The 25,845-nt window shown below is 41.7% G+C and carries 15 protein-coding genes and 1 pseudogene; 4 read left to right on the plus strand and 12 right to left on the minus strand.

The genetic code is table 11. The annotated features are described in order from the left end of the window. The first annotated feature begins 3 nt into the window (after positions 1–3). Both DW182_RS01400 and DW182_RS01405 read left to right on the plus strand, forming a co-directional pair. Positions 4–1,776, plus strand: a complete 1,773-nt coding sequence (locus DW182_RS01400; protein ID WP_118294534.1) for a RagB/SusD family nutrient uptake outer membrane protein — start codon at positions 4–6, stop codon at positions 1,774–1,776. Positions 1,777–1,792: 16 nt separating this feature from the next. After that, positions 1,793–2,890, plus strand: a complete 1,098-nt coding sequence (locus DW182_RS01405) for a glycoside hydrolase family 105 protein (protein ID WP_118294533.1) — start codon at positions 1,793–1,795, stop codon at positions 2,888–2,890. 84 nt (positions 2,891–2,974) lie between these two features. Here DW182_RS01405 and DW182_RS01410 read toward each other — a convergent pair whose 3' ends face one another. The 4 genes from DW182_RS01410 to DW182_RS01425 form a co-directional block, all read right to left on the minus strand. Continuing rightward, complete coding sequence (locus DW182_RS01410) at positions 2,975–3,643, minus strand: ATP-binding cassette domain-containing protein (protein WP_118294398.1); 669 nt, start codon at positions 3,641–3,643, stop codon at positions 2,975–2,977. After that, positions 3,634–4,566, minus strand: coding sequence for a hypothetical protein (locus DW182_RS01415; RefSeq protein WP_118294399.1), 933 nt, complete (start codon positions 4,564–4,566; stop codon positions 3,634–3,636). Before DW182_RS01415 ends, DW182_RS01410 begins: the two co-directional genes overlap by 10 nt. Positions 4,567–4,766: 200 nt before the next feature. Continuing rightward, entirely contained in the window at positions 4,767–5,414 is a 648-nt protein-coding gene (locus tag DW182_RS01420; RefSeq protein WP_118294400.1) for a hypothetical protein, read from the minus strand. A 15-nt stretch (positions 5,415–5,429) separates the two neighbouring features. After that, positions 5,430–7,247, minus strand: a complete 1,818-nt coding sequence (locus DW182_RS01425) for a YgiQ family radical SAM protein (RefSeq protein ID WP_118294401.1) — start codon at positions 7,245–7,247, stop codon at positions 5,430–5,432. 939 nt (positions 7,248–8,186) lie between these two features. Between DW182_RS01425 and DW182_RS01430 the strand changes: the two are divergent. Beyond that, positions 8,187–8,622, plus strand: a pseudogene (locus DW182_RS01430) (sensor histidine kinase); the annotation flags it as partial. Positions 8,623–8,632: 10 nt separating this feature from the next. Here the strand turns inward: DW182_RS01430 and DW182_RS01435 are convergent. From DW182_RS01435 to DW182_RS01450, 4 genes are all read right to left on the minus strand, one after another. Next, complete coding sequence (locus tag DW182_RS01435) at positions 8,633–9,697, minus strand: hypothetical protein (protein WP_021967999.1); 1,065 nt, start codon at positions 9,695–9,697, stop codon at positions 8,633–8,635. Between the two features lie 126 nt (positions 9,698–9,823). Further along, entirely contained in the window at positions 9,824–10,036 is a 213-nt protein-coding gene (locus tag DW182_RS01440) for a sulfurtransferase TusA family protein (RefSeq protein ID WP_115501685.1), read from the minus strand. A 1-nt stretch (position 10,037) separates the two neighbouring features. Next, complete coding sequence (locus DW182_RS01445) at positions 10,038–10,355, minus strand: hypothetical protein (protein ID WP_007663951.1); 318 nt, start codon at positions 10,353–10,355, stop codon at positions 10,038–10,040. A 100-nt stretch (positions 10,356–10,455) separates the two neighbouring features. Beyond that, on the minus strand, positions 10,456–13,383 hold the full coding sequence (locus tag DW182_RS01450) for a xanthan lyase (protein ID WP_118294402.1): 2,928 nt from the start codon (positions 13,381–13,383) through the stop codon (positions 10,456–10,458). A gap of 415 nt (positions 13,384–13,798) precedes the next feature. On the opposite strand from DW182_RS01450, the gene DW182_RS01455 reads away from it, so the two are divergent. Further along, a complete protein-coding gene (locus tag DW182_RS01455) occupies positions 13,799–16,444 on the plus strand; it encodes a T9SS type A sorting domain-containing protein (protein ID WP_118294403.1) in 2,646 nt (881 codons plus the stop codon). A 109-nt stretch (positions 16,445–16,553) separates the two neighbouring features. On the opposite strand, the gene DW182_RS01460 is transcribed toward DW182_RS01455, so the two are convergent. The 4 genes from DW182_RS01460 to DW182_RS01475 all read right to left on the minus strand — a co-directional run bounded on the left by DW182_RS01460 (position 16,554) and on the right by DW182_RS01475 (position 25,505). After that, positions 16,554–17,861, minus strand: coding sequence for an acetylxylan esterase (locus tag DW182_RS01460; protein ID WP_118294404.1), 1,308 nt, complete (start codon positions 17,859–17,861; stop codon positions 16,554–16,556). Positions 17,862–17,912: 51 nt separating this feature from the next. Further along, the gene (locus DW182_RS01465; RefSeq protein ID WP_007663943.1) at positions 17,913–20,267 is read right to left on the minus strand and encodes a hypothetical protein; all 2,355 of its coding nucleotides are present in this window, start codon (positions 20,265–20,267) and stop codon (positions 17,913–17,915) included. Between the two features lie 87 nt (positions 20,268–20,354). Beyond that, a complete protein-coding gene (locus DW182_RS01470) occupies positions 20,355–22,265 on the minus strand; it encodes a RagB/SusD family nutrient uptake outer membrane protein (RefSeq protein WP_007663941.1) in 1,911 nt (636 codons plus the stop codon). Between the two features lie 12 nt (positions 22,266–22,277). After that, positions 22,278–25,505, minus strand: coding sequence for a TonB-dependent receptor (locus DW182_RS01475; RefSeq protein WP_021968004.1), 3,228 nt, complete (start codon positions 25,503–25,505; stop codon positions 22,278–22,280). Between the last annotated feature and the right edge of the window lie 340 nt (positions 25,506–25,845).

Consider the following 25,845-nt stretch of genomic DNA (forward strand, 5'->3'; position numbering starts at 1 on the left):
GATATGAAAACACAAATAATATTAAGGAAGGTACATTATGCATTCTCTGCATTTTTGTGTACTGCATGTTTGGTTTCTTGTAATGATTGGCTAAAGCCGGAACCTTTGTCATTCTATTCTCCTGAAAATACCTATGTGACGAAAGAAGGATTAGAGGGCGCTTTGGTGTCTTGTCGTGCAATGATACGTCCGGAGTTTATAGGCAATAATTCTTATGCCTGCACAGAGTTGATGACTTCTGATGTTGCTGTAGCTGGCAATATCGTTGCTCAAACTTTAAAAAACTTTGAAATTCAGCTAAAGCCGGGTGCTTATGGAGATTCTCAGATTGGTACTTTCTGGAGTAAAGGCTATAGTGCTATTCAGAAAGCAAATACAATAATATCTCGTGTACAGGCTGCGGATGAGATAACTGAAAATGATAAAAATACAATTCTGGCTGAAGGGTATTTTCATAGGTCTTATTGGTATTATAAACTGGTGAATCAGTTTGGAGATGTACCCTTTATTGATAAAGAAGTCACAACTCCTAAATTAGATTTCTATTCGCATACACGTAGTAGTATTTTGAAACGTTTACGAGAGGATATGATGTTTGCCACCCGCTATCTGCCGGAGAGTGCTCCTCATGGTGCTGTTTCCAAGGCAGCAGGAAATCATCTGCTGGCTAAAATATGTTTGGCATGTTGTGATTTTGACGGAGCTGTCGCTGCTACTACTGCTGTCATAGATCATAGTCAACATAAACTGATGGAAAAAAGATTCGGGGTCAATATATCGGATGCTCAATATAATATAATAAGTGATCTTTTTAATCGGGAGAATATCAATTCTTCTGAAAATCTGGAAGGCATCTTCTTGGTTGAGGATAAACGATTGACGGAAGGGGGAACCTCTACCGGGTCTTATCGGATGAGAGATCTTGTACCTTGCTGGTGGAATGCAAATACTAACAATGATCCGGATGGTAAACGTGGCACAATGGATAAAGCGGCAGGGCAACCCCAAATAGGACAAGTGGGACGCGGAATCGGTAGAATCAGGACGACTAATTATTTTAACTATGAAATTTGGGACTCCAAAGAAGATTATCGCCATACAGCTCCGAATTGGTTGAATATGGAGGATATGGTCTATAATAATCCGGCATCTAAATATTATGGTCAACCTTTACAAAAAAAGTATTGTGTAGATACTATCTATGCTTGGAGTCCGATGATGCATTACAAGACTTTTGTACCTGAAGATAATAAGCCTGATACTCCTCAGGGAGGATATACAGATTGGTATGTATTCCGTTTGGCCGAGACCTATTTACTGAGAGCAGAAGCTTATTATTGGAAAGGAAATATGGATGCAGCCATGAATGATATTAATAAAATCCGGATGCGTGCTAATGCAAAAGAGCTAACGAACTCTCAGCAAGTAACTATTGAATATATACTGGATGAGCGTGCTAGAGAATTGTTTTTTGAAGAGCCTCGGAAGACGGAATTGACTCGTGTGGCTTTTATCATGGCAGAAAAGGGATTGAATGGGTATTCACTTAGCGATATTTCAGAGAAGAATTATTACTATGACCGAATGATGAGATATAATAACTTCTTCCGTGAAAAGATCAATCATAATGGCATCAATATTTATACCATTAAGCCTTATCATATATTATGGCCTGTACCGGAGAATGCGATTGCTTCTAACTCCAGAGGTCGTATAAATCAGAATTTAGGATATCCGGGAGCCGATCAGAATGTATCGGCGCTTGAAGTTGAATAATAAATTATTTAAAACCATGAAGAAAATTTTAGTTCTGTTTTTGTTTTCAGTAGGTTGTAGCTTATATGCTCAGCAGTTTTCAGCTGACATGAAGAAAACTGATATTATGAAAGTCTGCGATGCAGTAGCCAAATGGCAGATCAATCATCAAAAAGAGGTGAAACATCATCCCTTGGATTGGACAAACGGTGCATTATACCGGGGGATGACCGAATGGGGGAAGGTCTCCGGCAATGAGACATGTTATGACTTTGTACGTGAAATTGGTGAGAAATACAATTGGAATATGTGGGATCGTGTTTATCATGCAGACGATATTTGTGTGGGACAGGCATTTATTGAAATGTACCGCAAACTGGGAGATAAACGGATGTTGCAGCCGGTGATGGAGCGGGCATATTATGTGGCAACTCATCCTTCGAAAGCCCCTTTGTTGAAAACGGATGCAGTGGGAACTTTGGAACGCTGGTCTTGGGCGGATGCATTGTTCATGGCACCGCCGGTATATGCGGCTCTGTATACAATGACAGGGGATGATGTTTATTTGAATTATATGAATAGTGAATATAAAGAATGTGTAGATTCATTGTATGATGAAGAATATTCACTTTTTTATAGGGACAATAAGCGAATTCCTATGCGTGAGAAGAACGGAGCCAAACAATTTTGGGGACGTGGTAACGGTTGGGTGTTTGCCGGACTTCCTTTGATTATAGATAATCTCCCAATAGATTGTGACTCGCGTAACTACTATATTCAACTGTTTGTGAAAATGGCTGAGGCTGTACGCAAAACCCAATGCGAGGGCGGTGACTGGCGCACAAGCTTGCTGGATCCGGATTCTTACGATATGCCTGAGAATAGTTGTTCTGCTTTTATGTGCTATGGAATTGCGTGGGGACTCAGAAATGAATACCTGGCAAAACGTACTTATAAGCCTGTGCTTGAAAAAGGTTGGAAGTCATTAGTCAAAGCCGTACATACAGATGGTAAGTTGGGATATATACAACCTGTAGGGGCTGCTCCCAAGGCTGCAGGACGTGATGCTACTGATGTATATGGTGTCGGTGCTTTCCTATTGGCTGGCAGCGAATTATACAAATTGATTAAGTAGTTGATCCCCTTCCCTGCCTATGTCTCTTTTCATAGGGGGGAAGGTTTTTTTTCATGTTATCAAGGGAGTGGTCAAGAGGTGATCCTAATGGAACCCGGAGAATGATTCGGTTAGAATGTCATTCTCTATTTCCTCAATAGATTCATCTGTATATTGTTTGGCAATGGTATGTCGGTTCAGATAATGAATGTAATCGCATATTTCATGCAGAGCAGCAATCTGGTGAGACGATATGATAATTGTCTTACCTGCTTCCTTTAGTGAACGAATCAGTTTTTTTAGTTGGATGCAGCCTCTCAGATCTACTCCATTGAAAGGTTCATCCAGAATATATACATCATTCTCTTGTAGGAGCAGGGCCATGAAGGAGAGTTTCTTCTTCATTCCGGTAGAATATTCTGAGGCATATCGATTTAGGGGTAGTTGAAATATAGTATTCAGTTGTTCCACCTTCTCCTCGTTAATCTGTTTTCCTTTGGCTCTCATGCAGAATTCAATATACTCCAGTCCGGTAATCAATGAATAAAAGAAACTATCGGCTGGCTGATAGCCTATTTGCAGGCAACTCGTTTTTTCGATTATTCCTTCGTGTTTATATATTCCCATGATACAATTGAATAGAGTTGTTTTGCCTGCTCCATTCTCACCTACAAGTCCGTAAATATTGCCTGACTGATAAGTCAGGAATATACCTTTCAGGACTTCTACTTTCCCGAATTTTTTTGTTAGCCGATTGATCTTGATTAGTTCCATAAGGGTTTCAATTTACCTGATATAACGTACGAGATAATTCCTATTACTGCTGAAAACAGCAAGAGTAGATAAGGAATGAAACATGATAAGAGGAATATCGGGAGCAATAGCGGAAGATGTAATAAAAACAAACTGAGTTCTGATTTGCACACTTGACGCAGTAATCCGAGACCTTGCAGATATAGGAAACAAGCTATACAGGTTGACAGGGTATAGTATACGCTTTCTGTGTCCGGTGTAAATGCCAATATTGCTGTAATAAACGGCAGGCTTGTTACGAGTATATTCCCACTGTTTGTTTTGCTCAGCATACGATTGAATGTCCGGTAATCTTTGAAGTGAAGTAGTTGTAATGGTTCCGGTATTGTGAAGTAAGCTGATGCCTGAACAAAGCACCAGATAATCAGGTTGACTTTAGCTATACGGATATTGCCATAGCTGCCTCCCATTATCGAACTGAACAACAATAACAGATATATCCACCAGCTTTGTCTAAACATACGGATATATTCCATTCCTCCACGAAAAAGAAACGGTAGTCTGATAGGAGTACTTGTTATTTTTACTTCTTTCAAGTATGGCAAAAATAAGCTATATAGGAAGAGCACACCTACTGCTATCCATTCTCCCTTAATAAGTTCGGTTGTAATGAACGGGGTGCTTAGTGATAAATATTCTTTCTGATAAAACCTGGTGGGGCTTTTAATTTGTGATCGTAAGAAGACTTTATCTTTACGGTTATTGTGATAAACTCCTAAAAGTAATATGGCAATAATTGGCAATATCCAACGAATCTCTGCTTTTATAAGTGTGATAATACCCAATGCAGTGATTAATATGAGGATCATGGTACGCAATAGTCCTATCTCTTTCAGCATGCGGAGGCAGCTTCTCAGACGAAATGTCAGATACAACCGGAACATATCACTGTTTATTTATCTTGCTAATCAGCCATGTGGAGGCTTTCTTGGATGCTGTGGCAAAAACATTGTCCAGGAATTCTTTTATTTCTTTCATAACGTTGATAGTTGAGATGTTAAATATTTGTTTCCTGTAATGTTAGTCGTCTGTTTCTTGAATTAATCACATCAACAATCATTATTGAGAAGTGAAAGAAGGCGTCTTATCGCCCGAACTGTACCGCAAACCCTATATTAAGGAACGTGATATTATTCTTAAACCAACTGTGATCCACTCCGTCATCATACCCGTCCGTGTTTGATAATCGGGCATCAGGATTGGCAAACCAGTCTGCTGTGAGCATATCGAGCCGAAAGACTCCCGATACTTTCCTGGTAATACGGAATTCGTATCCCGTACCAAATGATAACCCGCAATATCCTCTTTGAAAAAGATGCCCATACCGATTTCCTTGTTGGTATGTCCGTTCCTGATAATTCATATAACCGATGCCGAACAACAGGAATGCACCTTGATTTCCGTTACTCCATAGATGGCGAAAAGTGATTGTGGGACGTGCGTAGTGAAGATGCATCTTGTCAGGTAAATCTGCTATTCGCAAGTAATCATACTGAACTCCCAGTGCAAAGTTCGGAGTGAAATAGTAGCGCCCTTCCAACATCAAATCATATCCCGTGCGGTCACCATTCTTACTGAAGAAGTCGTTGCAGTTTCCTTCTACATGCGGCAGCGTTAGTCCGCCACCCACTGCAACGCTGAAGGTTTGCGGCAGATAATCTTGTGCTTGCAGAGATGTGCCTGCATAACTCAGAAATGCAGTAAACAGAATGGGTAATAGTCGCTTCATCATTGCTTTTGGGGGGATTTATCGTTTTACGTATAGTTTATCAATCAGGTCCTGCCGTCCTATGCGGCGCAACTCATTGATGATGTTTTTCCGTTCTTCGGGCTTGTACCAGAAGAAGAACTGGCGTTGTGCCAGTTTTTCGCGAGGGGTTTTGGCACTGAACACAGGTTCCAGCGTATATGGATGATAACCGGTGTACCACGCTTCAGTAGCTATAGTCATGGGCGTAGGAGTAAAGTCCTGCACCTGTTCCAGATGGAAGTCCAGACGTTTGGTGATGACGGCAAGTTCGGCCATATCTTCTTCCCGGCAGCCGGGATGGCTGGAAATGAAGTAAGGGATGAGCTGTTGCCGCAACCCTTCTTCTTGATTAATGCGGTCGAATACCTTCTTGAACTCCTGGAACTGACTGAATGGAGGTTTACGCATGACATTCAACACCCGGTCACTGGTGTGCTCCGGAGCAACCTTGAGGCGACCGCTGACGTGGCGGGCAATGAGTTCGCGGGTATACTCCTGCGTACTTTTGTTGGTGGCAGAGTCTTTACTCTGATGCAATAACAAATCATATCTTACACCGCTTCCGATAAAACTCTTCTTGATGCCGGGCAGGGCATCGACTGCATGATAAATATCCAGCAACGGGCGATGGTCGGTATTCAGATTCGGACATACTTTGGGGTGGATGCACGACGGGCGTTTGCATTTCTTGCAGACAGCTTCATCGCGTCCCTTCATCCGGTACATATTGGCGGACGGGCCACCGAGGTCACTCAGGTATCCTTTAAAATCGGGTAGTTCCATTACTTCCTTCACCTCCTTAAGGATACTCTCTTTACTGCGGCTTACAATAAACTTTCCCTGATGCGCCGAGATTGTACAGAATGCACACCCTCCGAAACACCCGCGATGGATATTTACCGAAAACTTAATCATATCGTATGCCGGAATACGCTTACCCTTGTATTTAGGATGAGGTAGTCGGGTATAGGGAAGGTCGAAAGAGTGGTCCAGTTCTTCTTCAGTCAGAGGAGGATAGGGCGGGTTGACGACAACCGTCATGTTATCTACTTCCTGTGTGATGCGGGAGGCGGCATATTTGTTACTTTCTTCTTCAATATGGCGGAAGTTGGCAGCCTGTTTCTTTTTGTCTTTCAGGCATTCAGCATGAGAAAAAAGACGGATGTCTCCTTCTTCTGCCACGAAATCCACTGTTTTGCATAAGTAAGCAACTTGCGGAATGGAGGTTAGTGATAAGCGGTTAGTGATAAACCTCTTTGCTAATTCTACTACCGGTTTTTCTCCCATTCCGTAAATCAGCAAATCCGCACCGCTTTCTACAAGAATACTTTTCATCAGCTTGTCCTGCCAGTAATCATAATGCGTCAATCGGCGCATACTTGCCTCAATGCCTCCCAAAACAACCGGAATGTCGGGATAGAGTTTTTTCAGGACTTGGGTATAAACGATGGACGGATATTCCGGTCGCATATCCGGGCGGGCATCCGGTGTATAGGCATCATCACTACGAAGACGCTTGTTTGCCGTATATTTATTGACCATAGAGTCCATGCAGCCGGCACTGATACCGAAGAATAGGCGGGGACGTCCCAACTTTTTAAAGTCACGTAAATCGTCTCGCCAATTGGGTTGAGGCACAATCGCTATGCGCAAGCCTTCCGCTTCGAGGATGCGTCCCACGACGGCAGCCCCGAAAGAAGGATGGTCCACATAAGCATCTCCGCTGAACAGAATAACGTCCAGTTCGTTCCATCCGCGCAATTCCACTTCTTTTTTGGTTGTGGGCAACCAATCAGTCAGTCGATATTCTTTCATGCTGCAAAGATACGCATAAAATGAGGTTCAACCAGAAAATGTGCAATTTTTACATTTTATGTGTTATTATATTAAGTACTGTATCATAATTAAATGATAATTTAGGGGCGTGAATTGATACGCGGATTACGCGGATAAAGCAGACTAACGCGGAGTTAAGTGCTATGCTGTACAAGTCATCTGCGGATGAAAAATTAGGATTCGTGTTCGTCTGTCTATTCCGCGTAGTCCGCGTATCAATTCACACCGCTAAATGCCCATTTATAGTACAAACTAATAATGAATATCTACTTAGAAAAATAAGTTGGTACATCAGATAACTTATCTTCCACCAAACATAGCGTAGCTTTAAAATCTGCTGTTTGTTCTCCATATTTACTTCCATTAGTAGAATTTATTTGTCAGTTATCGTTTTGTGCAGAGATATGAGATAATGATGTCTGGATTGAGATTTCCCCATCGTGCGGTGCTTGATGAAAAAGAATGCAAGGAATCCTTATTAGGAAAATGCAAATAGAAAGCGTATGTGGAAAATAAAAAGGATATTGCGTAGTGATGCTCTTATAAAAGATTCAAAATATCCGTTTAAGGTGCGTTTTCAATCAAATAGACTTTTCGGAAACGAACGGAATATACCGGAAAGTAGCGGATAAAACCTTTTTCAGAGGAAACTTACGCTCATATTTCGGGTAAAATAACCTTTTATCCGGTAGGGCTACACCCTTTTAGGCATATAGCTACACCCTTTGGGGTACATGGTTACACCCTTTTGGGCAAATGGTGTAGCCCTTTTTTCAGCCGCACCCCTCCTATATTTAGATCCGTTTCCGCTGCGGGGAACGGCAGTTTCCCCTCATGGAAACTCGCGTTTCCCTTAATGGGAACGCTTGTTTCTCCTGCAGGAAACGCTTGTTTTCCGCCGTGTAAAAGACTATAATTGACTTGTTGAGAGAACTGGAAGGCATGTTTAAAGTGAAACTGTTCAATAACCCTTCAGTTGATTTGATCTGTGAAGCCTCCTTGCAACCTATTATCATGTATTCTGAACATCAGCGCATCATTCAGGTAATGGCAAACCTGATTCATAATGCGATTAAGTTTACCAAATCAGGTGAAATACGCTTTGGTTGCCACATGTAAGGAAACGGATACCGTTCATTTTTATGTGTCCGACACCGGGATTGGAATACCGGAAGAAGAGCAACAAGAAGTATTTACCAGCTTTAAGAAGTTGGATCATGAAGTGCCGGGAACAGGTTTAGACTTGACGCTTTCGCAAACTATCATTCGGAGCCTGGGAGGCAAGGTAGGGTTGGAATCTGAGGTAAACAAAGGGTCTACATTTGGGTTTGAAGTGCCTTTGCTTATGCGATAGGGCCTACTATTTACTTTGTGCGGAAGGAATCCAAAAAATTGATAACATCCGGGTGATTAGCTTCGTCCCTGTATCGAAGTAGAACCTGAAGAATATATAATTTGCGTTTGATATAAAATGCACGGCAAAGAAATGTACGGTAATTAATCCCATTTATTCCGGTGTAAGTAAAAGCTATGCCTTCGGGATTTCCGAATTTCATTTCTTCTTTTTTGAGTAGTTTACCTTGGGAAGTGGCATTGATAATCATGTGCATCAATTCTCTCCAGAAATACTCTTTTTGTTCGGAAGATATTTCTTCTGGCAGTTGGTCTGTATTGTAACATATTTCAGATATTTCATATACCTCTATCGGAGATACACTTACCTGAGAGATTACTTCCAGTTCTCCCATATATCCTGTTTCGGGTTTCTTTGGGGCTTCACCGGAAACTACTACATGATATTTGATTCCAGCTTCCGGAGAGTCTATTTTTTGAATCTTAGGGGTGAAGGGAAAGTTCATGGTATAGCTTAGGCTGTCGGTACTGATGCTTTTGATCTGATTATTATAAAGAGTTATCTGGAAACTGCGTATGAATTGTATCAAGTCAGCATTATATTTTTCATCTTTTTTGCATATAACTTCTAGTGTGTAAACTTTGTTCTTACCCGATCCTATGTAAAAATGAGTGTATTCTCCGGTCTTACTTTGCAATACATAGCAATTGAATGGAATCATTCTTCCTTGCATGATATTTTTTTCTATGAGTCGCAATCCTTGACTATGAAGTTTAAGAGTTGTCAGTTCTTCTTCTTTGTATTCGGCATAAGTGCTGTCAGCCGGATTAGAGGATTCCCACACAGTGATTTGATATAATTTATTAGGATGATCTTTTTCGTTTATGATATTTTCAAAGCTATAACACGTAGATTCTCCTTCAGTCAGCGTAGTTGCTGTAGGAGTCTGATAAAAAGAAGCTATAAATCCTAATTTGTCCATCTTGACAAGATACCATTCGGGAATATCTTGTGCGCTTAATGGGGTGGCTGCAATTATTATCAGGAGTGGAAGGAAAAAATAGAGTGTTTTCATGTTTCTGATGTATTAGCTTGAAGTATAGTCGAATAAAAAGACGGGAAATATCACTGCAATGTATCCCGTCTGTGTTTGTATAGGGGCATTGAAATTTCTTTTATGAAAAAAGTTGCGGATTAACTATTACATCTTGAACTGCAAGATCATCTGTTCTCCGTCGTATATTTCTCGGAAACCAATGCTTTGTTCCGCGAGGTATTCCTTCAAATCCTGGAAAGCCTCAGCGTTATTCATAATAATTTCCAACCTCTCACCCGGCGCGGTTTCGCACATAGCTTTGACTGCCGGGATGAGAGGACTATAAAGTTTTTGACCACAGGTATCGATTGTTTTCATTTCATGATTCCTCTTCTATGGGTTCCTGCTTGGAAAGCCATTCTAGATAGAGCTTGATCAACTGTTGTAATCCGAAGGCTTTCATGTTGTTGTGGTATATCACGTCGATGCAGAGGTCGAGCAGATCTTTGCTGTCCTCCTCTTGTGATGCGATGAGGGAGCGGATATTCAGTCTCAGTTTTTCCAGAACAGACTCGTCTACAATGCCGTTACTGTCAATAAGATGACGGAAAAGGCCGTATTTCTCAATAGTAGCCAGATTCTCTTCGGATATTTCTAAACTGCGGGTACCGCTGGGGTTTGCTTGTATAGTGTACATAGTTTTTTTATGTTTTAAAGGTTTATACTCTGAGAGCAAAGATAAGTTTTTCACCACAGATTATGCATACTTTCATTGATTATTCTTCCTTTTTTTATTTTTATTTGCGTGAATCTGTGGTGAGGAATTGCAGGATAGAGGCCATGATAGCATTACGATCCGTTTCCTTCTCGATACTTTCAAAAGGAAATCCCATGACGAAGGTGCGGTAATTGCCCTGATAAGCAATGGCAGCACTTTGATTGCCGGAATTATATGTGAGTACGGGGAAAGCACCACCTGTAGGAAGAATACATTCCGGGGCAGTTACGGGATAAGCATATTCGTTGGGCAGGCGGGGGATACTGAATGTACGTCCCAACCCACTGATATTTCCTGAATAGCTGTCGGTGATAGATTGTCCGTAGGCGTATTTCAAAAGATTCTGTGTAAACTCCCGGTCGCCTTGCGAGTTATTCATATCGCTACCGATGTAGGAACCGCTAATAAGTAGATTACCACCGGACTGACAGTATGATGTCAATGCGCGTTGCATGGGGGAAGAAAAGGTTTTATAATACGTGTTACGAGCCGGGTTACTTTGACGATCTTCTTTCTCTAGTCCAAGAATGTAATCCACAATATTATAAACCTCCAATGGGACGCGCCCGTTTTCTACAGCTTCATCGCTGCATGATACAAAGCTATAATTACCGGCTGCCTGTATTGCTTTTCCGTGTATGAAAGAGTAGTCGAAGGTATTTCCGGCAATTTTTAATCCTTCCCACTCGTCGCTGCTGCGTCCCAACTCCTTTCCCGTTTGCTTGCGGGAGAATTCGGTTTGAGCGCCGCAAAGAGAAATGTCATATAGATAAGGTACGCCCGGATCTTTTGTTAAATCAAATCCGGCTTCAATAGGAGTATCGATGACTGCTGGTCCACTGATACGGTCGAAGCCGTTGACAATCAGTATACGTCCTTTTTCCTTCTTGGCTTTATAAGCAGCAAGAATCTCGGACGGAAAACTTTCTCCCCCCCGATTGGCTGCGGTTACTTTAAAAGAGTAGACAATACCCGGTTCTATTTTGGCTGTATAAGAAGGGCTGCTGACACGTACGCCATTATCAAATCCTCCGCGTCCGATGCGGGTATAAACAATGTACTCACGTGGTTTGGCTGTAGGTTCCAGTTGATCCTCCTCACCCTTCCAGGAGAGTTCCAATGTATTCTTTTTATCGCCGAAGCGGATGGAAAAGTTGCTTACGGGAAGTGGTTGCACTACATAATCCTTGCCATGCTGATTGCAAAGGTATTGCAGAATAGCTTTATAAATGGAACGTCCTACGGTAAACTTAAAGTTGGGGTCGTGACCGAGGCGCATATCGGCAAAGTTCTGATGTGAAAGCAGTTCGATGATAGTAGAAGGCACTGCCGGAAGGCGGGTTTCACTATAATTACGGTCCCATAAGCTACGGCGTGTCCAGTCTATGGCATAGTTGGAGCGGATATCCCGCTGGAGTTGGGTGAGTATGATATCGGAAAGGTCACGCGAGGCATACCGATTGGTACCACCAGCAAGCAATCCTTTATTGAATTTGGTAGTATAGATGCCGAGTGTTCCGACAATTTTGTCTTCTTTGCTGGTACCGGCATCGCTGTGTAATGCCATTGCCATTTCGAAGGGTACTCCCAGTCCTTGCTCTTCTGGGTTGAAGATGGAACCTCCCGACAGATAATTAATCATTTTGGAACGAGAGTTTATATCATCGGACATATCATCTTTCCCTTCACGTCCACTATAAACGGGGTAGGGCATACCTGCCCATTGTGCAAAATAGCGGGAGCCTTCCAGATATCGGGGTAGTCCGCTGGTTTCTCCACCACGTGCGATATTTCCCATTCCTCCACCAAAACGTACGGCATCGGCACAGACAACGCCTTTTTCTTTGCTTTCATTACTTAGTACTACCATGCCGTAATCGTTTTTGCCTTTATCAAAAGCAAATGTTCCAAGATATACCCAGGTGCCTCCTCCGATTTGTTGGTTCACTTTGAATTCAGTGACACCTCCGTTGTGAAATACGAGATATTTGGCATCGCTTACACTGTTTGGCAGAGTTTGATAAGACACATATACGGCATATTCCCCCGTTTCAGGAATGTCAGGCACCCATTCGACAAAAGCCTTGTCCTTTTTCTTTTCGGTTTGGGCATAGCGGGCTGTCCCGGTAATGAAAGGATTTTCGTTATCTTGATATACTCTTTTCTGTTGGGCAAATCCTGGTTGGTTTGTCTGTTGCCAACGTGCTTTCCGGCTTTTGACTTCTAAATAGAGGGAGCCTTGTCCGCCATATCCATTCAGGCTTCCGTCATTGTCGACGATGACTTCCTGTTTTTGTGTATCCCGTTCACGGGGGGTGAATACATTGGCTCCGGCATTTTCCAGCATGGGTATGAGGTAGGGTAAAATGAATGATTGTGTGAACTGGTCTTCTGTTGTACAAAACAGGCGTGGACGTTGCCATCCCCATGTATTTTTGTCGTTGATATAATATTTTCCATGACTTTGCCAAAGGGCGATATGTCTTCTTTCCAATCCACGGGTAATTTCGTATGGACGTGAGATGCGGGTTACCCACGGATTGCTTTTGTATTCCAGCTTATTAAATAGACGTGTTTTGTCTTCCTTCCCTTTCCGGTAAAGATTTGGAATGAGGTCTTCAATGCTTCGTCCGTTTGCAAAAAGGGTTATTTTGAAATAACTTATCGGTCCTGGCAAGATTTGTCCCAAATGCCGATAAATGGCATCTACTGTTACTGGTCGTAAGGGCTGGTAGGCAAAGCGTTCGTTTGTATAGATGAGCAACCTCTTTTTTCGGAAGTCGATACGGAAACTGTCCAACTTGCAAGTACCTATATTTATCGTATTGGTGGTATATTCTTTAAAGAAAGCTTGTAGCCGTTCTTCTACATTTTGTTCGATTTCTTGTGCCGGAAGAAGTGTTCCATACAACAAAAGTAAGATGCTGGTTAGAATTATTTTTTTCATACTTATGGAATGTTCAAGTTTGTAATGTCTGCTTCTATGTGGCAGTAGTACATACAAAAGTACATAAAAGAAGATTGCATTGTTTATTGAATTGCTTTCTTTTTGATATATTTTGCAAATCTGTATTTCAGAAAACGTTCCCGATGATTTAGTTGTAAATTATTTGGTTTGGTAAAGATTCGGTATTTGCAATGTTGTTGAATTCATACATAATACTTATGAAAAAAATATAGCATTGCTTGGTTGAAAACGCGCAGACAGAAATGCATCCTTTTTTTTTATCCTTACATTTTTTCATGAAATCGTTTCCGATGATTTATCCCTGTTTCTTTGAACAACCTGTTTCAAATCCTTAGTTTTGTCTTGCCAGCCAGTTTCCGGCTGTAATTGTATAATCACTAAATTACTAAAATTTATGCAGAAAAAGACACTACTCCCTCAATCAGTTCACAAATTAAAACGAATTTGGATATTATGTTTGATAAGTCTGTGCATTGCACCATTAAATGCGCAAACTTTATACAAAATTGAGATGCCCAATTACATCCTGCAAGCATCAGGCACAAACACAGAGACTTTGTACATCAAAAACAAGGAATCTGAAAACCTGATTCAACTCGGAAAACTAAAGTTCGGATGGACACCTGCCATCACAATGGAAAATACATGCAGTTATGAAATCATTGAAGTAAACGGATATCAGGCCATCCGCGCCACCTACACTTTTCCTTCATCTGTACCTTCTTCCATTACACTGACCGGAACCTTCATTGCACGTCCCGACCGGGTAGACGTCCAATATTGGGTTTCCGGTGTTCCTACCGGATATGTCACCAACTGGGGAGGCTCACAATTTCGCTTCATACTCTCCAACAAGGCAAATACCCAAATATTGCCAGAGGCCAAACTCGGCTTATGGCAACGGGATGCACAAGGAGGATTGCCCATTGAAGCCGCAGATTCCAATTTCTTCCCATTCCTCATAAAAGATAAAATAATATGTCTGGCCTATGGTCCTGAGAATAAGGCTAATTCCAGTTGGAAGGACGACTGGTACAGGCATACCGTCTTAATTGATAATAAAGACGGTTCCTATTCCACGAAGTTCTCCGTACTGGTGGCTTCTTCGGACTGGCCGTACGAAGCCATCTGTGCCCAATGGAAAGGACGTCCCTTTGCATTAACTCTCAGCACCGATAAACCTTACAATTGGTGGGAAAATGCATCCGGAACATTAAGTGTAAAAGCAAATCTGGCCAACACTTCCCAAGAGAAGAAAAATTGTACACTCAAATATTGGATCAGAGACTATGCCGGAAATTATGTTGTCAATGAAAGCCGTTCACTTACTTTAGAAGCCGGTCAGCTACAGGTCTATCCCATTGAGTTCACCCCCGAAAGCGAAAGAGAAATCTACTTTATAGAGGCTTCCATCGAGGATGAAACTGGCAAGGAGCAAGTATTTCACAGAACGAATATAGGGCTCCTCCCCCCACACGAATTCACATCTACTTCTGATGAAAACATCATGGGACTTTCCGCTTACTGGGCTATCCCCGACTCAACAGAATTGAAACGGTTACTCAACAGAATGGGGGTCAGATGGGTAAGAAACGGAATTAACAGCAGTTTCAAGAATATTGAAGCAATGTATCATAACAATATCGACTGGACAAAAAAGTGGAGTGATACAGAACGAGATAAACAAATCCGAACCTGCTTCCAAGAAATAGTGAAGAACGGAAACAAAATTTGGGAGTTCGGCAATGAACTGAATATGAGTTCTCCTGATATAGGTGGAGCCGGTGAAGGTATCGGAAAAGCACTATTGGCCGAGCCTTATGTGAAATGGTTAAAAGCTATCCGCAAGATACAGTCGGAAAAAACGGAATGGCAAAAAATCAAAATTATATCTTTCGGTTTTGCCGGTACTGACGAAGTATTCCTGGAAAAACTCGTCACACTAGGAGGTTGGGAATTGCTGGATGGGATAGCACTTCACCCAGGAAGAGGTAACTTTACTCCCGATTATCCTGTAACAGTTCCATGGAATGAATTTGAGAAACCTTCTTCAGGATATCAATACTGGAATTACTACGGTTCCATCCGTATTCTCAAAAACTTCATCAAAGCACATGGAAATGATAAAGATTTATACCTGACGGAAGTCTACGCACTTGACTTTCCGAACCATTCATGGAATGACACTCCCCGCGAATCAGCCGAGAACGTGGTCCTCTCATTTGCACTTGCCGCTGCTGAAGGAGTAAAGAATGCACTCTATTACCAGCTATTCAATTCAGTATGGAACAATCAATTAGGCGTGAGAGAAGACAACCGTGAATATTTCTTTGGTCTAATCAACCGCGATCTAAGTTTCAAGCCTTCCCTCATGGCCTACTGCAATATATCCGAAGCGTTGGATGGGGCTCGTTTCAAAGGATGGATCAAGTTTAGTGAAAATAATCCTTTCAGCAAAGGAATCATGTTCGATACGCCTAAAGGTCCTATGAGTATTATTTGGGATAGAATAGAAGGCGATATACTTCCACGTCCCAATGGGAACAGTTCTCCGGAACCTTGGATCAGTTCATGGAATATACAAACGGAACTGACTTTGCCCTGCAAAGAAGAAAGCATTACGGTATTGAATGCCATCGGACAAAAAGAATCAATCCCGGTGAAAGACCATAAAGCTACAATAACTCTAACTGGAGCTCCTGTTATTATTTACGGCATGGATGCCTCTCAGATGCAGCTTCACGGAGATGCCCCGACCAGCATAGAGAACCTTTATGTCAACGGGAAAGATATACGAATAAGTCCCAATCCAGTAAAGGATCGATTGTTCATCAAAGCTAATTTTCAGTCGGACATCAAGCAAATGCATCTCTATATATATAATGTAATCGGGCAGCAGATTGTAAGTCAATCAATTCCTGTATCAGGTAATACCTTGGAATACAGCATAAACGTGACCGGAATCAATGCAGGAATCTATTACGCAGTCTTCGACATAAATGGTGTCGAACGCATAACCAAGAAGGTTATCAAGCAATAGAACAGTTTATATTATCCTTAAGATAGAAGTGTTACACAAAGCAATCTTTTTGCTTGGCTAACACTTCTATCTATCTTGTGGGTCATGCCCCATATGCCTCGGTGTTAGGTCACTTTCTGAACCATTTATCTGCAAACTTCACATACTGTTTCCAGTCATATTGAGTGATGTCGTGCCTGCCAGAACGAATGTGGTAGGCGATACTACCGTCTTGTAGAGGAGTATCGCTTGGAGGCATCTCTTTGGCATCTAGCCCCTTTGCTCCGAATATAAACTCATATACCGGAGTAGCATGTACTCCGGATAGGAATTCTCCTTTAGGGTCGGCCCATTGATCTTCGGTGGCGCTGGCAATATAAACTGGACGTGGGGCTAAAAGAGCTATCAACTCATGCTGGTCAAAAGGAAGCGTGTTCTCTTTGCTGTTGTATTTCCGGAAGTTGCGACAAAACCAATGGGGAAACTGTTGGTTGACGGCTTGAATGGTTTCTCCGATTGCACGTCGGGAAAGGGCGGCCCCTCCGCAACCAGAGCAATTGGAGATAATCATAGCAAAACGTTGGTCTGTGGCTCCTGCCCATAAGGCGGCTTTACCATGCCGTGAATGTCCGAACACGGCTACTTGGGATGTGTTAATATCTTTGTCTGTTTCGAAATAGTTCATCGCACAGCTCATGGCCCATGCCCACGCGGCTATGGTTCCCCATTCGTCGTTAGCCGGATGATGTTGTCCTTTTTTGTAGAATAGAGGGTGAACTCCATTTTTAAATGCATCATCAAAATCGGGGTCAATGTCTCCGCGATAGATAGTGGCAAGGGCGTATCCGTTTTCCATTAGCATCTCAATGGGCCATCGGGCAGCTGCAATGCCTCGGGGAGGCAGTCTCTTCCATAAAAATTCTTTTTGTTTTTCGGGAGTTGGATAGGATATACCGGGATCTAGGCTGATGGTATGGTTACCTTTGAAGTTTAATCCGAAGAATAGAGGAACTGCTCCTGAACGCTTGTTCGGAATATATATGAGGACTGTAAAGTAGTGTTTGTCACTTTTTGTCAGGTAAACCGAAACTTCCTTACGTGTAGCTATACCGCCTAACGCATTTTTGTCTTCTGTCAGAATTTTGAAGTGCATATCTTTCGGATGTTTAGGTGCTTTGCCGAACATTTCCGTTTCGAAGAGCCGGAGTAGTTCCGGCCTGCGTTTTTGGTTCCATTGTTTCAGGGTATTTATAGTGCTTCCGTTTTTCATTATCAATGGATTAGGTAGGTCGTAATTCGGAATGTTTTCTTCTTCATAATTTGCTTTAGAAGCAAGATATCTGAAGATAGTGTCTTTAGGAAGACTTTCAGCCAACACCGTAAGCACGAAACACTGTAAGAAGCACAAGATTCCTGTAATCTTTTTGGGAGTATTCATGGTAAATAGTTTATATTATTCTTAATCTTTTGAACTTTATGGTATCTTTGATTAATGATAAAGCTGAATTCGTGATGCATCTATTCCGTATATTACGCAAGGAGCACCAGTCAATTCTATAGTTACTTGATTATCGGTAGTAGGCACTATCTGTTTTTGTCCGATGGCATTCAGTAAGGTGACCTCTGGAACATTGCTTGGCAATGTCAGTCTCTTTTTTGTTTTCCATGAGCTTACCCAAGGTTCCGGAAAAATATCTCCGTTGGGATGAGTCAGGATATTTCCTTCTGTCCTGTCCCAAAGTACAGCCATGCTTCCCCGAGGAGTATCAAATAAAATTCCTCTGCTGCACGGATGCTTTTCGTCCATCCGTATCCAGCCTTTGAATGTGGCTTTATCCAATACTTCAGCCGTGTTGCAAAAGGCCATCAAAGAAGGCTTGAAGCTTAAATCTCGGTTGATCATCCCAAAGAAATACTCCCGGTTAGTGGCATTTACTCCTAAATGGTCGAACCATACGGAGTTAAATAGCTGATAGTAAAGCGCATTCTTTACTCCCTCTGCCGCTGCAAGCGCATATGATAATAATAAATTCTCCGCCGCCTCGCGAGGGGTGTCGTTCCATGAATGATTGGGATAATCAAGCGCATATATTTCGGTGAGGTACAAATCTTTGTCGCCTCCATGCTTTTGTATGAAGTTCTTGACTACTCGTATAGAACCGTAATAATTCCAGTATTGATATCCGAAAGCGGGCTTCTTGAAATCTTCCCAAGGAGCGATTACCGGAAAATCAGGTGTAAAATTACCTCTGCCCGGATGCAATGCGATTCCGTCCAGTAAGTCCCATCCTCCTAATTCTACAATCTTTTCCAGGAAGACCTCATCTGCACCTGCTATTCCGAATGAGATAATCTGAATGTTCTGCCATTCAGTTTTTTCTTTTTGAACTTTGCGTATGGCTTTCAACCACTCTATATATGCTTCGGCCAAACTAGCCTTACCAATGCCTTCACCGGCACCGGCAATGTCCGGTGAACTCATGTTCAGTTCATTGCCAAATTCCCATATTTTGTTCCCATTCTTCACAATCTTTCGGAAAAAGGAACGTATCAATTCTTCCCGCTCTGTATCTTTCCATTTCTTCTTCCAGTCTATGTTATTGTGAAATGTGGCTTCTATGTTTTTGAAACTGCTGGTGATTCCGTTACGTACCCATCGGACTCCCATCCGGTTTAATAAACGTTTTAGATTCATGGAATCGGGAATGGCCCAATAGGCTGAAAGCCCCATAATGTTTTCATCGGGTGTGGCTTTAAACTCATGAGGAGGCAATATAGCCAGACTTGTCCTCGAGAAAATCTGTTCTTTTCCGTTTTCATCTTCAACGGAGACTTCTACAAAATAAATTTCCCGTTCTGTGTCTGCTGTAAATTCAATGGGGTGAACTTGTACTTCTCCTGTTTCTAAGAAGTATTTTTTGGAGTCATTCACTATGTAATTTCCGTCATAGTCACGAATCCAATACTTAAGTATGCATTTTTGTGGAACTGGTGACGTATTGATGATTTTAGCTTGTACGCCGATTGGAGCAGTTGCGTCCTCCCACCAGTTATAGACTTTCTCTGTGGTGAGTGTTAAGGCAAATGGACGTTTCTGCCATTTTGCACTGATAGCTTCGTAAGGCCATCCATAAGGAGGAAATAGGATTGAGAACTGAGTGAAATAGTTGCCGTCTTCTTGACGAGGTAGAATCGTATGTCTGTAGTCCTCGCTTTGCCAATTTGAGTCGACTTTGTTATCGGCTCCATAAGTAAGGCAAAGCAAGCGGTTTTTTATCAAAAACGGGAATATTTTGGCATCGGCTGTTTCTAACGGAAGTCCTCCTTTAGCATCCCGCTGCCATATCCCCAATTTGGCTTCCGGAAGTTTTTGAGTACCGGCGTTTTCGGGCAGGCAGAAACGGAACTGACATCCTTTCCAGTCAGCCTTATACTTTTCGGGAACTCCTGAAAGCAAATACTGTACGTCCACCCGGTCTTGATGCACTATGAATGTACCTGTAAGTTTCATCGAAGTCGGTACTGATGGAGGAAAAAAATAATGGATACGAATGGCACTTGCCCCATTCACCTCAGTTATTTCATATTTACAATTGTTTTTGAGTTCCAGTTGAGGCCACTGGCCAAGTTTCAGCTCGCCAAGTTGTACTAATGTCTCCGATTGTTTGTTTTGCAACAGCAACCTTCCTTTATCTTTGGATGCTATTCTTAAAATATAATTGGAAGATTCAATCTTATAGTTTGCCAGCATTTCTATGGGTGTTATACAGAAATTGATTATCAACAATAGTAACCATTTTCTTTTCCATTCGGCAAATGAAATGTTATATGAAAGCTTGTACATATCTTTATGCTTTGTAAATTATAAAATTTACCCCTACTACAAATATATGTGGCAGGGGTAATTCTTCATAAAAGTGAATATCCACGATTAATCTTTCATGAACTGACCTTCTTCGGGTACCTGCAAGGGAGTTACATTATTTTCACAACCTAAATAACCATTATTTTGATTAATGTGCCCATTGGTGTTGGCTCTGATATCTTTGTTAGGAATAGGCCATAACATGTGATGAACACTCATGGTGTATTCAGCAAATCTGTTCTTTACACCTTTGTTATAGAAATTGTTATGTTGACTGATCCAGTCGAACCAGAAATTGTATCCGGCATCTTTCAAGTTGCTGGCTCCCTTTGGACCACATAAGTTTTCCATTTTGTAGGTACGTCCGTTGAATATTTCACAAGGTTTACCTGTCAGTGCGTATGTATAAGCGATACGAACCAATGTAATGTGACGATGTTCTTCGTAATAAAGTTCACGTGCACGTTCGTTCAGAATTTCACCGATATTGATGTTTTGAGCAGTCAGCGGATCGGCGCCTGCACGGTTACGGACTACATTCAGCATATTGGCTGCTTCACTCAGATTATCTTTCCAATAATAGCATTCGGCAAGCATCAGGTAAACTTCGGCACTACGCATCAGGTAAATAGGGCTTGAACCACCTTTCCATTGACCGCTACCTGCTGTCGGATCCGGAATATAAACTTTGTAGTGCGGCCATGAAAACCAGCAGCGGATTGAATCACCGCAAGACATATTCACTGGTTTTACTGCCTTCTTTCCATACCAGGGATCATTAGCTTTCTTCAGGGCCGGGTCATTATAAATTAGGTCTTCCATACGTCTCCAGCTGTCGTGGTTGTAGCGGCCACGTAAGTCATTTTTCTCTTTCTCTGTCCAGATGGTATATTGGAAGTAGTTGGTGGGGCGTACACGGGCAATGCCTCGTCCATATGTTTTGTTCACGTCTTCCACAATGCCGGCTGTAACGTCTTTGCTGTCGGGAGTGACGGCGAAACCAGTTTTACCACTCGGAGTTTTTACTACGTTATTATTCCACATAGGAACACAGTTAGCCATGATTTCTGTTTTTGCAGAACCTGTGCCACTGGCATTATTCGGTTCGGATACACCATATAATATACCTTCTGTGTTGGCCGGATCACTTTTGGCTTCTACGCTATGCAGATCAAACATCAGGTTGGGATGATTGTTTTTAGTGGAAGTAAAACGGTTGACCATCAGTGGGTGTTTAGCTACGATTTCATTTCCAACTTTGATAGCATTGTCGAATTCTCCCAATGACATATAGACTTTCATCAACAGTACGCCACAGGCCGATTTTGTGGTGTGTCCACGGTCTACTTGTTCGGGTACCCATTGGTATGCAAATTCCAGTTCTTTTTTCATACGACGCAAGATGCTCCAACGGTCACATGTATTAAAATCATACCGTGGGTATGTGACTTCGACATCAATGAAGGGGACATCCCCGAACTGGTTGATTAGTCGCCAGTATCTGTAACAACGTTGGAAGTAACCTGTACCTAATACTTTGTTCTTTTCAGCTTCATTCACGAATTTTGTATCTTTCATACGTGAAAGTACTACATTCGTATATTTTATTTGATTCCAGTTCTCATCCCAGTTATGTGATGTCAAATAGGAGTTTTCTGCATTATTAAAGTTCGCATCCGGCATTAATTGGCGATCCATATCCTGCAAGGGGCCTGCTTTATCAGTCGTTCCGCTGATGCAGAGGTCGGAGAAGATAAGTTCACAAGTATATCCACTTCCGTTTCCAAAGTATTCATGACGCATGGAACGCTCGGCTGCTGCCAGAGAAGTGAGCAGACCGTCAGCATCAACGTATGCATTTTCAGGAGTGAGGAAAGAGAGGGGTTTAGGTTCCAACCAGCTTTCGCTACATCCGGTTAGTAGTGCCGTACATAAAGCGGCACCACTGATAGTTTTGAATATTCTGTTCTTTTTCATTGTTCTTTCAAATTAGAGTGTAAAGTTAATACCGAAATTGAATGTTCTTCCCATTGGGCTGTTTGATTCAGGATCCCAGCCGTCGTAATGAGGAGCAAAGACTGCTACATTATGAATGGATGCGTTGAAGCGTAAATCTTGGATACCCACAACTTTTGTCCATTTTTGTGGCAGGCGATATGAAACTGTGATATTGTCCAAACGGATAAATGACTTGTTTACATAATGTGTTCCTAAATTCTTTGAACCGATACGTGCATAGTCATTAATCGGATTTTCCGGTGTCCAGTAAGGCTGATCGTAACCGCAACTGATAGAAGCATCGAAGTTATTGTTGGCGGCATCAGCATATGAACCATGGTGTCCCCATAAAGAGTATAACATGAATGAAACATCCAAATCGTTGAACAATTGGAAATTGTTACGTAATGTCCAGCGGAAGCGGGGAGTCGTATATTTCTGATGTCTCTTGTCATCCTGATCCAATTTCCCATTTTCATTGAGGTCCAGATATTTAAAGTCACCCGGCTGACAACCATATTTTGCAGCTTCTTCAGCTTCATCTTGTTGCCATACACCATCTCCTATATAATCCCAAATGCGGTCTGGGTCCTCACCAATAAACCATTTGTTAGTGATATCATCGTCTTCCACCTGACCGATGATATTACCGTCAGCATCAAGAATATTCTTCATGTTACCGTACAAGTGCTTAATCTTACGGCGGTTGAGTGAAAAGTTGCCTGTAGCACTCCATTCAAAGTTTTTGCGTCTCATGATGTTGGCATTCAATGTTAATTCAAAACCTGTATTCTGGAGTTGTCCCATATTACTCAATACTTTGCTAAATCCAGTGATAGGTGGAATGGCACGGTCCATTAGTAAATCATTGGTCATTTTCTTGTATACTTCGATAGAACCACTTAAAATATCTCCGAAGAGTCCGAAGTCCAAACCTATATTATATGATTTAGCACGTTCCCATTTTAACTTGCTATTTGGCATTTTTTGGTTCAATGTATAAGTTGTGGTATAAAACTTACCACTTCCATCGATCCAACAAGTCGGATTAGAAGTCAGTTCTGCGAGAGCGGCATAGATACCAATGTCTCTATTTCCATTTTCACCCCAAGAGAAGCGTAATTTACCATAACTTAGCCATGAGGAGGTTTTCTTCATGAATTTTTCTTCTGTGAATACCCATGCCAAAGCAACGGCAGGGAATGTAGCACGTGGGTTCATCATACCGAAAGCTGAGTAACCGTCACGACGAACAGAAGCAGTCAACATATATTTATTGCTAAAGGAGTAGAAAAGACGTCCCATCAAAGCATCACCAGTAGTGTATTGGTCAGTACTCAATGCAGTAGGATTGTTGCCCAAGTGGATACCATGATAGCCTAACGCGTCACTCGGATTGTATCCTTTGTTAGTACTCTTAGTCATCCAACTTTGTGATTTTTCGGCGTTGACTAGGAAAGTAGCTTCTACTTTATGTTTATCGAAGAATTCATATTTCCAGTTGAAGACATTGTCTACCTGCCAGTTGAAGGCTTTATTATGCTGGCGGAAGGAGGAACCACCTTCTCCTGCCCAAGCATCATTCTTGGCTGATTTGTGCTCAAAACTTTCGTTCCAGGCCAAGCGCGGAGTAAAGTTCATCTGGTAAGAGAAACCGAATGGTAAATTCAGGCGTCCGTAGATAGTTCCGTCCAGATTCATGTATACCTGTTTCTTATCTGTATATTTACGGTCATAGAATGGGTTGGCGATGGTGTTTGAACCATTAGGATAGTGCTGGTTAGCACTTTCTGGATTGTTAACATCATTACTACAATACGGAGAAAACCATGTCAAAGCTTTAGTATCGACAGCAATAGCACTTTCGTCACGGCTGGAGAAGTTCATATTCAATCCCACTGTGATATACTTGCTGACATTGGATTCCAGATTCAGGCGGGTAGTGAAACGGCTAAACGCATCACCATCTTTGATACCTTCATTGTCCATATAGCCAATGGACCAATAGTATTGGTAATCTTCACCTTTTTTGCTAATGCTGACGTTGTAGTTTTGTTGTACTGCATTGTTTAACATCAAATCTTGCCAATTGGTTAGTTTACCATTGAAATAATTATTGATTTCAGGGGTAGATAGGTCCAGACGTGACAACCATTTCGTTATTAGTTCTTCTTCTGATACAGACGTAACTTTATCCTTCTGGTCATAATTGTACCAGTCTACTTTATCTATTCCATTAAGCTTCCTTGGATCGGTATACATTCCCGGATATTGTTCAAGGTATTCATCCGTTTGCCTACCGATTTCGTATGCTTGACGGAAATCAAGAAATTGCTCGGCGTTTCTGAGTTTGCGGCTCTTAATAGGAGTGACTAATCCCCAACTTGTATTGACGTTAATCACAGGCTTGCTGCCTGCTATACCTTTCTGTGTAGTGATAGCAATGACTCCGTTTGCTGCTTTTGCACCATATACAGCAGCAGAACTGGCATCTTTCAGTACGTCGATTGAAATGATGTCGTTGGGGTTCAATTCGCTAAGTTCGCCATTATAAATAACTCCGTCTACAACAAGTAACGGTTGTGAACCGGCTTTTAAAGTACCTTTACCACGTATAAGGAAGTCGCCGCCACCTTTTGCTTCGTTGTTGACTGAGATGTTCAGACCGGCAGCATTAGCACGCAATAAGTCGTGCATATTACGGGGCATTTCTGCTTTTAAGTCGGTCGGACGAATGTTTGAAATAGCACCGGTTAAATCCTTCTTTTTAGCTGTACCATATCCGATAACTACAACTTCGTCAAGTGCTTGAGCGTCTTCCTGCATTGTAATGTTCAGATTGCTTTGCTGCACTTTGACTTCCACATCTTTGTATCCGATATAAGAAAGAACTAGTGTTTGGCCGTTTTTTGCGGTAATGGTAAAGTTACCATTCATATCTGTGATGACACCGTTATTGGTACCTTTTACCATGACAGTAACGCCAATAAGGATTTCTCCCTTGTTATCTACTACATGCCCTTTTATTGATATATTGCCCGTTTGTTGTTCCATAGCAACACTATGAATCTGCGTTGAAAGGGATGTTGTAATAAAGGGCTGACCAGCTTGTACTGTGCCAATGCCCAACAAAGCAGTCAGAACTACTGATTGGGCCAGACGATAGCATCGTGTGTGACCTTGCTGCCACATGCATGGATGTGATAAATTGTTTTTCATATAACTGAATAATAATTAGTATTTAGATATTTATTAGGCTTTTACTGATTGCAACTTTATGATTTTCAACCTCAAAATTGCTGGATAATAATGTTGTTTCTATTCTGCTCATTTTAGATTTGTTTTATGTTATATATTGAGTTACACATGCAAATCTCTGAAATAATATGATAACTTATGCAAAGAATGATGAAAATCATCGGGAACGATTTTGTAGGTTTTTAATGTTAATAGCTTGTTATATAGTTGATTATTCCTATATAAAAACATACTTTTGCATACCTTGCACAGAAAGATGGTTAGCTTTAGTTAAGGAAAACGTTCCCGTCGATTTTGCAGA

Source organism: Bacteroides sp. AM16-24 (assembly GCF_003471885.1).
GTDB lineage: Bacteria > Bacteroidota > Bacteroidia > Bacteroidales > Bacteroidaceae > Bacteroides.

Bases quoted from the DNA above. Each gene is read 5' to 3' on its own strand.
- DW182_RS01400 (WP_118294534.1), top strand. From the start codon at position 4: ATGAAAACACAAATAATATTAAGGAAGGTACATTATGCATTCTCTGCA.
- DW182_RS01405 (WP_118294533.1), top strand. From the start codon at position 1,793: ATGAAGAAAATTTTAGTTCTGTTTTTGTTTTCAGTAGGTTGTAGCTTA.
- DW182_RS01410 (WP_118294398.1), bottom strand. From the start codon at position 3,643: ATGGAACTAATCAAGATCAATCGGCTAACAAAAAAATTCGGGAAAGTA.
- DW182_RS01415 (WP_118294399.1), bottom strand. From the start codon at position 4,566: ATGTTCCGGTTGTATCTGACATTTCGTCTGAGAAGCTGCCTCCGCATG.
- DW182_RS01420 (WP_118294400.1), bottom strand. From the start codon at position 5,414: ATGATGAAGCGACTATTACCCATTCTGTTTACTGCATTTCTGAGTTAT.
- DW182_RS01425 (WP_118294401.1), bottom strand. From the start codon at position 7,247: ATGAAAGAATATCGACTGACTGATTGGTTGCCCACAACCAAAAAAGAA.
- DW182_RS01435 (WP_021967999.1), bottom strand. From the start codon at position 9,697: ATGAAAACACTCTATTTTTTCCTTCCACTCCTGATAATAATTGCAGCC.
- DW182_RS01440 (WP_115501685.1), bottom strand. From the start codon at position 10,036: ATGAAAACAATCGATACCTGTGGTCAAAAACTTTATAGTCCTCTCATC.
- DW182_RS01445 (WP_007663951.1), bottom strand. From the start codon at position 10,355: ATGTACACTATACAAGCAAACCCCAGCGGTACCCGCAGTTTAGAAATA.
- DW182_RS01450 (WP_118294402.1), bottom strand. From the start codon at position 13,383: ATGAAAAAAATAATTCTAACCAGCATCTTACTTTTGTTGTATGGAACA.
- DW182_RS01455 (WP_118294403.1), top strand. From the start codon at position 13,799: ATGCAGAAAAAGACACTACTCCCTCAATCAGTTCACAAATTAAAACGA.
- DW182_RS01460 (WP_118294404.1), bottom strand. From the start codon at position 17,861: ATGAATACTCCCAAAAAGATTACAGGAATCTTGTGCTTCTTACAGTGT.
- DW182_RS01465 (WP_007663943.1), bottom strand. From the start codon at position 20,267: ATGTACAAGCTTTCATATAACATTTCATTTGCCGAATGGAAAAGAAAA.
- DW182_RS01470 (WP_007663941.1), bottom strand. From the start codon at position 22,265: ATGAAAAAGAACAGAATATTCAAAACTATCAGTGGTGCCGCTTTATGT.
- DW182_RS01475 (WP_021968004.1), bottom strand. From the start codon at position 25,505: ATGAAAAACAATTTATCACATCCATGCATGTGGCAGCAAGGTCACACA.